We start from the raw sequence: 12,546 nt of genomic DNA on the forward strand, positions 1-12,546 counted from the left end.
AGAGTCTCCTTGGCCCATGATGTAGGCCCGCGCCTTGATATTTAGAAATTAAATGATAAACTTACACTCAGTGGATTTATGAATAGTCACTTCTGAGGAGCGAGACGAGCCATGGCCATGCTCGATCTGGAACTGCTGCGCAGCTTCGTCTCGGTGGTGGATTCCGGCGGCTTCACCCGTGCCGGCGAGCGCGTCCACCGCACCCAGTCGACCGTCAGCCAGCAGATCAAGCGGCTGGAGGAAGACGTCGGCCAGCCGTTGCTCAACCGGAGCGGCAAGGACGTCACGCCGACCGAAGCCGGCGAACGGCTGCTGTCCTATGCGCGGCGGCTGCTGTCGCTGGCGGAAGAGGCCCGCGATGTGCTGACGCGCCCCGGCAGTGAAGGCGCGATCCGGCTCGGCGTGCCCGAAGATTTTGCCGCCTATCGGCTCGCGAAATTGCTGGCGGCGTTTTCACGCTCGCATCCGCAGCTGCGGATGGATGTCCGCTCCGACCAGAGCACTTACCTGAAGCGCGACCTCGAACGCGGCGAACTCGATCTGGCGCTGTTCAAGCGCGCCGCCGGCGAGAAAGTCGGCATCGCGGTGTGGCCCGAACGCGTGCACTGGGTCACCAGCAAGAGCCGGCCGCGCGATACCACGACGGGCTCGGTGCCGCTGATCGGCTTTCCCACCGGCTGCCTGTATCGCTCACGCGCGATCCACGCGCTGGAAAGCGCCGGCCGGCCCTGGCACATGGCCTACACGTCCTCCAGTCTCTCCGGCATCCAGGCCGCGGTTGCCGCCGGCATGGGCCTGAGCATTCTGTCCGAGATGGCGATCCAGGCCGACCACCGCGTGCTGACCGCGAAAGACGGCTTTGCGCCGATCGATCGTACGGAAGTCGCGCTGGTCGCCGCACCGGATGCCAGCCCCGCCACGTTGCGGCTCGCCGATCGGCTGGCGGAGTTTTGCAATACGGTGCAGGCAAAGGCGGCGTAGCTCGCGGCGAACTCGGTGCGCTCCCTCCCCGCGTGCGGGTGTGGGCGTGCGCACCAAGTAATGCATGCCAAATGGTGCGTCGGGATCAGTTCACCTTCATGTTGCCGGCGCCATCGACGTCGCTGGCAGGATTGTATCCGGAGTCGTGCAGGTTCTTGAGGTACACCCGCTGCGAGGGGACACCGGCCGGGGCAGAACCCCCGGCCATGGAAGCGTTGGCGTCGTGCGGGTGGCGGCGCTGCGTGCCAGCCACCCTGGCTCCGGCCCGTGCATTGTACCCACCGTTTTCAAAATTCGCAGTGCTCGCAGCTGCTGGGCCGCCCGGCTCCGCCATCATCTTGCTGGCGGGGGTTGGGACGCCTTTGTTCAGGTAATCGCGATCTGGATACATTGCGCAGTCCGTGCACTGCGCAAATGCCGCGGACGTCGCTGCGGATGTCAGAGCTATCGACATCAAGGATGCCGCAATGAGCGTTTTGTAGTTCATGGTATTTGCTCCATGGTTAAGCGAGTCTCAGTTCGCCTTGATTTTGTAATCGACCTGTTGTCTCGGCGGGACAAGCCCGCTCTCCCGCTTAGGTCTTATGCGTTTTTCGAAACAGTCGATGGACATCGCCGACGCCCTTGGAGTCAGCACCAAGAATCCTCGTTAAGCGGAGGCGAAAGGCAGGAAATCCATGTGCGGCTGGCGATGTTTGGCGAAGAGCTGTTGCGCCGATCAACAATGACTCACCACATAGTGAATTAGCGCTGACTCACTATTTCAAATCTGCGACTGCCGAAATCACGAACGTGTCAACCGTATTACGAAAAGGTAAGTTGGCTCGTATCAACGGTGAGCTACGGTCGCTCTCGTGAATCCGCATGAGCGATTAGCCGCGTCTCGCAGTTCACCTGACAGGAAATGACGAAGCGGTCGTAGAGCGACCGCGGCATCGTCGTTCGCTCAATAACATCGCGACGCTGCGATCGCGTGCAGTCTGTTGTCGCCGAGCACGTGTGCCATCAGGCCCGGTGTCTGGAAGATCTTTGCAAACGCCGGATCGCGAATGCTGAGGCCGCCGGTGTAGGCGCCGAATGCCGGCATCACCGCGCGTTCGCCGTCAGAGGCAAAGCATCGCCGCTCCATCGAACGGCCACGGGTGGCGACGCGCGCCTTGGGATGCAGATGGCCGGCGATTTCGCCGGCAGCGCCCGTTGGCTCATGGCGGAACATGATGTTGCCGATGGCGACTTCGCTGGCGACAACGCCGCCGAGATCGGACGGCAAGGCCGGATCGTGATTGCCTGATATCCAGATCCAGTCGCGCCGCGCCTGCATCGCAGACAGCGCGTCGCGATCGGGCGCCGACAGCCGCTCGTGGGCGTCGCGGTCATGAAAACTGTCGCCGAGCGCGATCACCATGCGCGGATCGTGCCGCGCGATCACGGCGGCTAGCCGGCCCAGCGTCGCCACCGTGTCGTAAGGCGGCAGCAGCACGCCGCGCGCGGCGAAGCTGGAGCCTTTTTCGAGATGCAGGTCGGAAACGACGAGCAGGCGCTGTTCCTGCCAGAACAACGCGCCGGAGAGATCGGCGAGGAAGCTCACATCTGCGATCGAAACTTTCGAAAGCCGCGCCATTTGATCATCGTCCGAAGCTTGCGCCGCTGCCTTCACATTCTATCCTGTCGCTTCCCTGACCAACTCATCGGCGGCTTCCGCCAGCAGCTCGTCGGCCGCTTCGCCATAAACTGACTCGCGGCCGATTTCCAGCATCACCGGCACCGCCAGCGGCGAAACACGGTCGAGTTCCCGATGGATGATTCGGCCCTGAATACGCGACAGCATATCACCGAGCCGCTTGAGATCGAGCAGCCCGGTGGCGGCGTCGGCGCGCGCGGCGCGCAGCAGCACATGGTCGGCCTGGTGCTTGCGCAGTACGTCGTAAATCAAATCGGTCGAGAACAGCACCTGGCGGCGGGACTTTTCCTCGCCGGTGAAGCGCCGCGCGATCAGGCCTGATATCACCGCGCAGGTGCGGAACGTTCGCTTCATCAGCGCGGATTCGGCGAGCCATGCCTCGAGATCGTCGCCCAGCATGTCCGGATCGAACAGCGCGTTGAGGTCGAGCTTGCTCTGGCGGATCATGAACGACATGTCGCCGAGCCCCCACACCGCGACCGCATACTCATTGGCGACGAAGCCGAGCGGCCGCACCCGCGCCCGCTCCATCCGCCGCGTCAGCAGCATGCCGAGCGTCTGATGCGCCAGCCGTCCCTCGAAGGGATAGCAGATCAAATAATGCTTGTTGCCGCGCGGAAAGGTTTCGATCAGCAATTCGCGCACCGCCGGCACGCGCGAAAAGTGCCGTTGCAGCGACAGCCAGTCGCGCACCTGATCCGGCAGCGCGTTCCAGGCTCGCTTGTCGTCGAGCAATTTACGCACGCGCTCGGCGAGATAGGTCGACAACGGAAACTTGCCGCCCATATAGGACGGCACCTTCGCATCCGCATCGTTGGCGCGCGAGACGTAGACCTGGTCCTCGGCGAGCGCCTCGTAGCGCACCACCTCGCCGCCGAACACAAAGGTATCCCCGGCCACCAGTCCCTCGATAAAGTATTCCTCGATCTCGCCGAGCATCCGTCCACCGCGTCCAAGTGCGCCGGTCGAACCGGCACCGCCGCCGCGCGAACGCACCAGCCGGACCTTGAGCATCGGTTCTTCGACGATGGTGCCGACGTTGAGGCGATAGCTCTGCCGCACCCGGGGGTTGGCGACGCGCCAGCGGCCCTGCTTGTCCTGCTTGATGCGCGCGAAGCGCTCATAGGTTTTCAGCGCGTAGCCGCCGGTGGCGACGAAATCGACGACGTCGTCGAAATCGGCGCGCGTCAAGCCAGAGTAAGGCGCCGACGTCAGCACCTCCTCATAGAGTTCATCGGAGAGAAACGGCTCGCCGCAGGCGCATCCCAGCACGTGCTGCGCCAGCACGTCGAGCGCGCCGATCCGCAGCGGCGGGGTATCCTGCGCGTTCTCCGCGATCGCATCGATTGCAACGGCGCATTCCAGCACCTCGAAACGGTTGGCCGGCACCAGCACGGCGCGCGAGGGTTCGTCTAATCGATGGTTGGCGCGGCCGATCCGCTGCATCAGCCGCGAGGAGCCCTTCGGCGCGCCGACATTGATGACGAGGTCGATGTCGCCCCAGTCGATACCGAGGTCGAGCGAGGAGGTGCAGACCACGCCGCGCAATCTGCCGGCCGCCATCGCGTCCTCGACCTTGCGGCGCTGCGCGACGTCGAGCGAGCCGTGATGCAGCGCGATGGCGAGGCCGTCGTCGTTCATGCGCCAGAAATCCTGGAACAGCATTTCGGCCTGGCTGCGGGTGTTGACGAACACCAGCGTGGTCTTGTTGCGCTTGATCAGCTCGTACATTTCGCCGAGCGCATGGCGGGCGCTGTGCCCGGCCCATGGCAGGCGCTCCCGGGTGTCGAGCATCTCGACCGCGGGCGCTGCGGCGCCGCCGGCAACGACAATGTCGGCGGCTTCAATTTTGCGGTCACGCTGCGGCACCAAAAACCGCGCCAAGGATTCCGGCTCGGCGACCGTCGCCGACAATCCGATGCCGCGCATCTCGGGCGCCAGCCGCCACAGCCGCGCCAGCCCCAGCGACAGCAGATCGCCGCGCTTGGAGGTGACCAGCGCATGCAATTCGTCGAGCACGATGCGCTTCAGTGAGCCGAACAGGAACGGCGCATCGTCGGAGGACAACAGCAGCGCCAGTTGCTCGGGCGTGGTCAGCAGAATATCCGGCGGATAGCGCCGCTGCCGCTGCCGGCGCGACACCGGCGTGTCGCCGGTGCGGGTTTCGACCTTGATCGGGAGGCCCATCTCGGCGATCGGCGCCTCCAGGTTGCGCGCGATATCGACCGCGAGCGCTTTCAAGGGCGAGATGTAAAGCGTGTGCAGACCGCCGGTACGCTTGACGCCGCGGCCGGTCGAGATGACGTTTTTCTTAGCGCCCTCGCCTACGACCGGCGGCGGAGCAGACAGTTCCACCAATGTCGGCAGAAACCCCGCCAGCGTCTTGCCGGCGCCGGTCGGTGCGATCAGCAGCGCTGAGCGATCTTCCCGCGCCTTCGCCAATAGTTCCAGCTGATGCTCACGCGGCGACCAGCCGCGCGACGCGAACCATTGAAGGAAGCGCTCGGGCAGCAGCGCGGCCGGCTCGGCCGATATGGCTGGTAGGATTCGGGCTGGCACAAAACAAGAACTAAGCCGTCAGGGCCGCCACGTCGAGGGGTATCAACCTCGCCTCACTCCGTGCGAGGCTCAAATCATCCAAATCGTCATGGCCGGGCTTAGCCGTCCAAAGGACGGCGTCGCTTCCGCTCGCCTATGCCCGGCCATCCACGTCTTGTTCTGCGGTCGTCAAAAACGTGGATGCCCGGGACAAGCCCGGGCATGACGAGTTGAATAGGCCAGGAGAAGGTCAACTACTCCGTCACCGGCTTGTCGGAAATATCCCAATCCTTGCCGTTGAACTGCGAGATGAAGAGCGTCTTCATCGGCGTGTAGTCCTCCGGCGTGTAGCTGAAATTGACGCCGTCGAGGAAATACGGCGAGTGGAAGCCGGCCAGCGTGGTCGCGTGTTTCAGCACGTTGGCGCGGGTGAGATCGTCGCCGCAGCGGCGCAGGATTTCCGCCATCGACGCCACCTGGCCGTAGCCGGCGAAGGCGATGGTGTTGTCGGGATCGACATTGGGCAGATATTTCTTGCGCAGCGCCTCGAACGCCATCACGTCGGGATCCTTTTCCCAGCGCGGCACGCCGACTTCCTTGGCGTAACGGATCGCGACGATGCCGGTGGCGTTCTCGAAACCGGCGGCGCTGAGGATCGAACGTCCGGTCGATCCCGCCGACAGCAATTGCAGCGGCTTCCAGCCGAGCTCGACCACCTTTCGGATCGACTGCGACGACGCCTTGCCGGTCGAGATGTTGTAGAAAACATCCGCGCCCGACTTCGATAGATTGATCAGCTGCGAATCGATGGTCGGCTCGGTCAGATCGTAGCTCTGCTCCATGATCACCTTGGCGGTGCCGCCGGCTTCCTCCAGAACCTTCTTGAACGGCGCCAGGAAATCGCGGCCGAAATCGTCGTTCTGGTAGAGAATGCCGATTTTGGCATTCGGCTTCGTCGCCACGACGTATTTGGCGAGAATGCGCGCCTCGGTCGGATACAGCGGCAGGCCGGCCATGGTCCATTTGAAGTTCTTCGGATCGTTCCATTTCGACGCGCCGGTATTGAGCATCAGTTGCGGCACACCTTTGTTGTTGAGATATTTGTGCACGGCGGTCTGCGGCGCGGTGCCGAGCGAGCCGAACAGCGCCAGCACTTCGTCATTCTCCACCAGCCGCCGCGTCGCTTCCACGCATTTCGGCGCGCTGTAGCCGTCGTCCATGGTGAGGAATTTCACCTTGCGGCCGTTGATGCCGCCCTTTTCGTTCAGCATCTGGAAATAGGCTTCGCCGACCCGGCCGAGCACGCCGTAGAGCGAGCCGGGACCGGAATGCGGCACGGTCTGTCCGAGCTTGATTTCGGTATCGGTCGCGCCAGGATCGTATTTCTTCTCGGCGGCCCAGACGAACGGGGCGGGCAATACGGAAGCCGCGAGGGCGGATAGCGCGGTGGCGCCGAACTCGCGGCGTGTTTGCTTGTTTTTCATTGTTGTTTCTCCCTTTGTTGTTGTCGATGCCTGAATGCAGCGATCTGTCATTCAGGTTGTGCGGATCGAAATTGGCTTCGACTTGCGCTGCGTGAGCCGGTATTCCCGGCAACTTACTGGTCCTGGCCTTCCCATTGGTTGTGAGATTCCGGCTGCTCGTTTCCTTCCGCCATTGCCCGGACTTCGTCGAATGCGGAATGGACATGCTTTTGCACCAGAGCCGCCGCCCGGGTTTCATCCCTGTCAGCAATGGTGGCCACGAACTCCTGATGATCGGCCAGTGAGCGGCGGCGAATGACCGGGGATGAGAAATACTTCTGCCGCCACTGAAAGCTCATCAGGAACAAAGGCGTCAGCGTTCGAACGATGATGGCGTTCTGGCTGGCCGCAGCCATTGCCAGATGAAACTCGACATCTTCATTGGCGACATTGAGTTCAGCCTGCACCCGATCGGCATAATTGGCGACCAACTCGCGCAACCTGTTGAGATCGGCATCGGTCCTGCGCGCGCATGCGAGGCGGATCGCATGGGTTTCAAATATGACGCGGGCCTCGCTCACATCGCGCATGGTGCGCTCGTCAAACGGCAGATCCAGATTGGCCTGGATGACCAGGGAATCGAGCCCGCTGTCTTCGAGCGCGTTGCGCAGGAAAATACCGGACTTCGGCCGTCGCTCGGTCAGCCGAAGCGCATCAAGAACCGCCAACGCTTCCCGCACCGAGCTGCGGGTGACACCAAAGCGGTCCGACAGTTCGCGCTCTGACGGCAGCCGGTCGCCCTTCTGCAATCGGTGATGGCGAATGAACTCGATGGTCCGCTTGACCGCTCGCGATCCTTCGCTTGCTTGCTGTGGCACGGTCATCTGATCCTACCAATCTGGTAGGTCCAGATTGGTATATCCGCGCCGGTTTGTCCAGCCCGCCGCGCGAGGCATGCTTCACGGGTCGAACGGTGCGGGCAGTCAGCCCTTGGCTGCGACCGCGACAAGCCCCGGCACCGGGATGTTGTCCTCGGTGCGTGCCGAGCGATCTTCGAGCAACAGGAATGTGAGGCCGGCCGCTTCCACCGCTGCGCGCACATGAGCCGCCGCGTGGGCATAGCGCAGCCCTGCGCCGAGAATGACGCCTTCGCCGGCATGCGTCTCGGTCGTGAAGGCGAACAGGCCGCCGGCGGCCAGCACGCGGCTTGATTCCGCCAGCACCGACGCGAGATCGGCAACATAGATCATCACGTCGGCGGCCAGGATGAGATCGGCGCTGCTGGCAGGCTGCGCGCGCAGACCTTGCACAATGTCGCCGACTTCAAGCTCCGCATAACAGCTGGTCGCGCGGGCCTGCGCGATCATGCGCGGCGACAGATCGATGCCGATGAAATGATCGACCTCCTTGGCGAAGGCCGTCGCGACGAGCCCGGTGCCGCAGCCGAGATCGATGGCGCGCTTGAAGAAGGCGGGCTTGCGGGCGGCCGCGCGCACCGACAGCACCGCCCTGAACAGCAGGTCCGGGCCGCGATAACCGAGATCGTCCACCAGCGCGGAATTGAACCGCCGCGCGTATTGATCGAACAGCACCTGCACATAGCCTTGCGGCATCGCGGCCAATGGTTCGGCGCCGAGCCGCATCAGCCGCAGGCGGGCGCCATGACGATCATCGGGATCACCGTCCCACGCCTTGCGAAACGCCGTGATCGCCGCATCGCGCTCGCCGAGCGTTTCTCTGATATCGCCGAGCGTGAACCAGGCCGTGACGAAATTCGGCGCCAGATCCGTCGCCTGCAGCAGCAGGTCGGCGGCGCCGGGCAGATCGCCCTTCATTTGCAGGTCGCGCGCAAAATCATAGCGGCGATCGGCCATCAGATCGCCGGAGGTCAGGAATATTCGCGTGGGCATGGGCTCTATGGGGCAGGTAAAAATCGGGGCAATACGCCCTATATAACCAAGATGCGTCCACAAGACATCCTGCTGCCAGCTCCCGCCGGTTTGTGCTGCAAGCCCGGCGGCTTCCATATCGATCCGGTTCGGTCCGTCGAGCGCGCCGTGATCACCCACGGCCATTCTGACCACGCCCGTGCCGGCCATGGCGCGGTTCTGGCGACGCAAGAGACGCTCGACATGATGCGGCTGCGCTATGGCGATAATTTCGCAGGCTCTACGCAGGCGATCGCCTATGGCGAGGAACTCAGGCTCGGCGACGTCAAAATCAAATTCCATCCCGCCGGTCACGTGTTGGGCTCGGCGCAGATTGCCGTCACCTGCAAGGACACCTGCATCGTCGCCTCGGGTGACTACAAGGACGCTTCGGATCCAACCTGCGCGCCGTTCGAAGTGGTGCCGTGCGACGTCTTCATCACCGAGGCGACGTTCGGCCTGCCGGTGTTCCGCCATGGCAACGCAGCCGATGAGGTGAAGAAGCTGCTGGCCTCGGTCGCGCTGTTCCCGGAGCGCGCGCACCTGGTCGGCGCCTACTCGCTCGGCAAGGCGCAGCGCGTAATCGCGCTGCTCCGCGAGGCCGGCTACGACGCGCCGATCTATCTGCATGGCGCGATGGAGGCGATCACGCACTATTATCAAAGCCGCGGCGTTGCGCTCGGCGATCTTCGTCCGGCCAAAGGCATGAAGAAGGTCGATCTCGCCGGCACCATCACGCTGGCGCCGCCGTCAGCGACCTCTGACATCTGGACGCGGCGCTTCCCCGATCCGGTCACGGCGTTCGCCTCGGGTTGGATGCGGGTGCGCGCCCGCGCCCGCCAGCGCGGCATCGAATTGCCGCTGGTGATTTCCGATCACGCCGACTGGGACGGGCTGACCGCGACGATCGAGGCCACCGGCGCCGGCGAAATCTGGGTCACCCACGGCCAGGAAGATGCGCTGGTGCATTGGTGCAAGACCAAGGGCCTCGCCGCGCGGCCGCTCGATCTGGTCGGCTACGGCGACGAGGACGAGCACGAGGCGCCGCCCGCCAAAGAGGCCGAGGCATGAACCGCTTCGCCGAATTGCTGGACCGCCTCGCCTATGAGCCCGGCCGCAACAACAAGCTGCGCTTGATCACGGCGTATTTTCGCGACACGCCCGATCCCGACCGCGGCTATGCGCTGGCGGCACTGACCGGCGCGCTGTCGTTCAAGCACGCCAAGCCCGGACTGATCCGCGACCTGATCACCGACCGCGCCGATCCCGTGCTGTTCGGCCTGTCCTATGATTATGTCGGCGATCTCTCCGAGACGGTGGCGCTGATGTGGCCGAGGGCGGCGTTGCCCGGCCACAACAACCCGCCCCCACCCACGCTTTCCGAAGTCGTCACTACGCTACGCACCCTCGGCAAGACCGAGCTGCCGAAGCAGCTTGCGCGCTGGCTCGATGAGCTCGATGAGACCGGCCGCTGGGCGCTGCTAAAGCTGGTCACCGGGGCGATGCGGATCGGCATTTCGGCGCGGCTCGCCAAGACTGCCGCGGCCAACCTCGGCGGCAAGGACGCCCACGACGTCGAGCTGATGTGGCCGGGATTGAGCCCGCCCTATCTCGACCTGTTCGCCTGGCTGGAAGGCCGCAGCGAGAAACCGGTCAATCGCGATCCGACACCGTTCCGCCCTGTGATGCTGGCGCATGCGATCGAGGATGCGGATTTCGCCAATCTCGATCCCGCCGACTTCATCGCCGAATGGAAATGGGACGGCATCCGCGTGCAGGCGGTGAGCGGCCGCGACGAGCGCGGCCACATCCAGGCGCGGCTCTATTCACGCACCGGGGAAGACATTACGAAGAGTTTTCCGGACCTCGTGCCATCGCTGCATCTGCAAGGATCTTCAAGTTTCGCCATCGACGGCGAATTGCTGGTACTGCGCGAGGGCCGCGTGCAGACGTTTAACGTGCTGCAGCAGCGCCTCAACCGCAAAGTGGTCTCGCCAAAATTGATCAAGGAGTACCCGATTCATTTGCGCGCCTATGATCTGCTCGGCGACGACGAGAACGATCTGCGCGAGCTGCCGTTCATCGAACGCCGCGCGCGGCTGGAGGCGTTCGTCAGAAAGCTTGACGATGCCAGGATTGATCTGTCGCCGACGGTCGCCTTTGACAGCTGGGACGCGCTGACGGCGGCGCGCGCCGATCCGGCCCAAGCCGGCGCCGGTGAGGATGCCGACGCCGTCGAGGGCGTGATGCTCAAGCGCCGCAACGCCGCCTATCTGCCGGGCCGCCCCAAGGGCCAATGGTGGAAGTGGAAGCGCGACCCGCATCTGATCGATGCCGTGCTGATGTATGCGCAGCGCGGCCACGGCAAGCGCTCGTCCTATTATTCGGACTACACCTTCGGCGTCTGGACCTCGGGCGAGGACGGCGAACAGCTGGTGCCGGTCGGCAAGGCCTATTTCGGCTTCACCGACGAGGAGCTGCTGCAGATCGACCGCTTCGTCCGCCGCAACACCACCGAAAAATTCGGGCCCGTGCGCCACGTCGTGCACGAGCCCGACCAGGGGCTGGTGCTGGAAGTCGCCTTCGAGGGGCTGGCGCGCTCGCCGCGGCACAAATCCGGCGTCGCGATGCGGTTTCCGCGCATCAGCCGGCTGCGCTGGGACAAGCCGCCGCGCGAGGCCGACCGGCTGGAAACGCTGGAGCGGATGCTGAAGAGTGACGCCAGCATTACCGCGGCGTAATCCTGCAACCCATTGACGTCTGAAGGCGGGTTCCCCATCTGCTGACCGCTATAGTGGATTCTTGTTTTGACGCGTTTTCTTCACGCGAACCGGTATCCACTTCGCTCGAAAACGCTACAATGCGCGGGCGTGACCCGCAGGAGAGTGAGATGCCCAACGACGTCAGGGATTTGCCGGCCAGCAATGACGGCCTCAACCGCTTTCTCGGCGGCTCGCCGCTGGCGGTGGCATTCCGGCTGATCCTGCTGTCGGTTCTGGTCGGCGTGGTCCTTGCCGCTGTCGGCTTCGATCCCTGGAACATTCTGCACAGCATCCGCATGCTGTTCCAGCGGCTCTGGGATCTCGGCTTTGACGCCGTCAACTGGCTGTGGCGCTACTTCCTGCTCGGCGCCGTGATCGTGATTCCGGTCTGGCTGTTGTCGCGGCTGTTCGGCAGCCCGCGCGGGCGCTAAATCTCCTCGCCAAGGGACCGCAGCCGATGCAACTGCAATTTATCGGCTGCGGCGACGCGCTCGGCTCCGGTGGCCGCGCCAACACCTGTTTCCATGTCACCGGCGCCAGCGTCAATTTCCTGATCGATTGCGGCGCCTCGTCGCTGCTGGCGCTGAAGCGGCTCGGTGTCATCAGCGACGGCATCGACCTGATATTGATCACGCATTTCCACGGCGACCATTTTGGCGGACTGCCGTTCTTCCTGCTCGATGCGCAGTTCACCCGCCGCACCCGTCCGCTCGTCATCGCCGGTCCGCACGGAATCGAGACCCGGCTGACGCAATTGATGGAAGCAATGTTCGAGCATTCCTCAAGGACGAAGCAGCGCTTCGAGCTCTCCGTCGTCGCGCTCGATCCCGAGGAAAGCCGCAGCTTCGGCGCGGTCAAGGTGACGCCCTATCCCGTCGTGCACGGCGAATCCGGCGGCCCGTTCCTGGCCCACCGCATCGAGGCCGAAGGCCGCATCATCACCTACAGCGCCGACACCGAATGGACGGAGACGCTGATCCCGGCCGCGCGCGAGGCCGACCTGTTCATTGCCGAGGCGTATTATTACGACAAGATCGTCAAGAACCACCTCAGCCTGAAAACGCTGGAAGCGCATCTGCCCGAGATCAACGCCCGGCGGCTGATCCTGACGCATATGAGCGACGACATGCTGGGGCGGCTGGGTTCGCTTTCCTATTCCACCGCAAGCGACGGTCTGGTGGTCGAGCTGTAAG

At 63.8% G+C, this 12,546-nt stretch carries 11 protein-coding genes; 5 read left to right on the top strand and 6 right to left on the bottom strand.

Features of this window, described 5'->3' with window-relative positions; translation table 11 throughout:
* The first annotated feature begins 117 nt into the window (after window positions 1-117).
* A complete protein-coding gene (locus JQ609_RS28510; RefSeq protein ID WP_212276196.1) occupies window positions 118-981 on the top strand; it encodes a LysR substrate-binding domain-containing protein in 864 nt (287 codons plus the stop codon).
* Window positions 982-1,066: 85 nt separating this feature from the next.
* Here the strand turns inward: JQ609_RS28510 and JQ609_RS28515 are convergent, their stop codons facing one another.
* From JQ609_RS28515 to JQ609_RS28540, 6 genes are all read right to left on the bottom strand, one after another.
* A complete protein-coding gene (locus JQ609_RS28515) occupies window positions 1,067-1,468 on the bottom strand; it encodes a hypothetical protein (protein WP_212276161.1) in 402 nt (133 codons plus the stop codon).
* Window positions 1,469-1,927: 459 nt separating this feature from the next.
* Complete coding sequence (pdeM, locus tag JQ609_RS28520; RefSeq protein WP_212276162.1) at window positions 1,928-2,602, bottom strand: ligase-associated DNA damage response endonuclease PdeM; 675 nt, start codon at window positions 2,600-2,602, stop codon at window positions 1,928-1,930.
* A gap of 39 nt (window positions 2,603-2,641) precedes the next feature.
* Window positions 2,642-5,221: a ligase-associated DNA damage response DEXH box helicase gene (locus JQ609_RS28525; RefSeq protein ID WP_212276163.1), complete on the bottom strand. Its 2,580-nt coding sequence runs from the start codon at window positions 5,219-5,221 to the stop codon at window positions 2,642-2,644.
* A gap of 233 nt (window positions 5,222-5,454) precedes the next feature.
* Window positions 5,455-6,684 (bottom strand): ABC transporter substrate-binding protein, encoded by a 1,230-nt coding sequence (locus JQ609_RS28530; RefSeq protein WP_212276164.1) that lies wholly within the window; start codon window positions 6,682-6,684, stop codon window positions 5,455-5,457.
* Window positions 6,685-6,797: 113 nt separating this feature from the next.
* Window positions 6,798-7,547: a FadR/GntR family transcriptional regulator gene (locus JQ609_RS28535; protein ID WP_212211305.1), complete on the bottom strand. Its 750-nt coding sequence runs from the start codon at window positions 7,545-7,547 to the stop codon at window positions 6,798-6,800.
* A 99-nt stretch (window positions 7,548-7,646) separates the two neighbouring features.
* Entirely contained in the window at window positions 7,647-8,573 is a 927-nt protein-coding gene (locus JQ609_RS28540; protein ID WP_212276165.1) for a class I SAM-dependent methyltransferase, read from the bottom strand.
* A 51-nt stretch (window positions 8,574-8,624) separates the two neighbouring features.
* On the opposite strand from JQ609_RS28540, the gene JQ609_RS28545 reads away from it, so the two are divergent.
* The 4 genes from JQ609_RS28545 to JQ609_RS28560 all read left to right on the top strand — a co-directional run bounded on the left by JQ609_RS28545 (window position 8,625) and on the right by JQ609_RS28560 (window position 12,545).
* Window positions 8,625-9,662, top strand: coding sequence for a ligase-associated DNA damage response exonuclease (locus JQ609_RS28545; RefSeq protein WP_212276166.1), 1,038 nt, complete (start codon window positions 8,625-8,627; stop codon window positions 9,660-9,662).
* Entirely contained in the window at window positions 9,659-11,332 is a 1,674-nt protein-coding gene (locus JQ609_RS28550) for an ATP-dependent DNA ligase (RefSeq protein ID WP_212211314.1), read from the top strand. Before JQ609_RS28545 ends, JQ609_RS28550 begins: the two co-directional genes overlap by 4 nt.
* Window positions 11,333-11,481: 149 nt before the next feature.
* Window positions 11,482-11,784 (top strand): DUF6460 domain-containing protein, encoded by a 303-nt coding sequence (locus JQ609_RS28555; protein ID WP_192735422.1) that lies wholly within the window; start codon window positions 11,482-11,484, stop codon window positions 11,782-11,784.
* A gap of 26 nt (window positions 11,785-11,810) precedes the next feature.
* Window positions 11,811-12,545, top strand: a complete 735-nt coding sequence (locus tag JQ609_RS28560; protein WP_212211321.1) for an MBL fold metallo-hydrolase — start codon at window positions 11,811-11,813, stop codon at window positions 12,543-12,545.
* Window position 12,546 lies beyond the last annotated feature (1 nt).

The organism is Bradyrhizobium sp. AUGA SZCCT0169 (assembly GCF_018130085.1).
Lineage (GTDB): Bacteria > Pseudomonadota > Alphaproteobacteria > Rhizobiales > Xanthobacteraceae > Bradyrhizobium.

Coding starts and splice junctions, on each gene's coding strand:
- JQ609_RS28510 (WP_212276196.1), top strand. CDS start 118: ATGCTCGATCTGGAACTGCTGCGCAGCTTCGTCTCGGTGGTGGATTCC.
- JQ609_RS28515 (WP_212276161.1), bottom strand. CDS start 1,468: ATGAACTACAAAACGCTCATTGCGGCATCCTTGATGTCGATAGCTCTG.
- pdeM (WP_212276162.1), bottom strand. CDS start 2,602: ATGGCGCGGCTTTCGAAAGTTTCGATCGCAGATGTGAGCTTCCTCGCC.
- JQ609_RS28530 (WP_212276164.1), bottom strand. CDS start 6,684: ATGAAAAACAAGCAAACACGCCGCGAGTTCGGCGCCACCGCGCTATCC.
- JQ609_RS28535 (WP_212211305.1), bottom strand. CDS start 7,547: ATGACCGTGCCACAGCAAGCAAGCGAAGGATCGCGAGCGGTCAAGCGG.
- JQ609_RS28540 (WP_212276165.1), bottom strand. CDS start 8,573: ATGCCCACGCGAATATTCCTGACCTCCGGCGATCTGATGGCCGATCGC.
- JQ609_RS28545 (WP_212276166.1), top strand. CDS start 8,625: ATGCGTCCACAAGACATCCTGCTGCCAGCTCCCGCCGGTTTGTGCTGC.
- JQ609_RS28550 (WP_212211314.1), top strand. CDS start 9,659: ATGAACCGCTTCGCCGAATTGCTGGACCGCCTCGCCTATGAGCCCGGC.
- JQ609_RS28555 (WP_192735422.1), top strand. CDS start 11,482: ATGCCCAACGACGTCAGGGATTTGCCGGCCAGCAATGACGGCCTCAAC.
- JQ609_RS28560 (WP_212211321.1), top strand. CDS start 11,811: ATGCAACTGCAATTTATCGGCTGCGGCGACGCGCTCGGCTCCGGTGGC.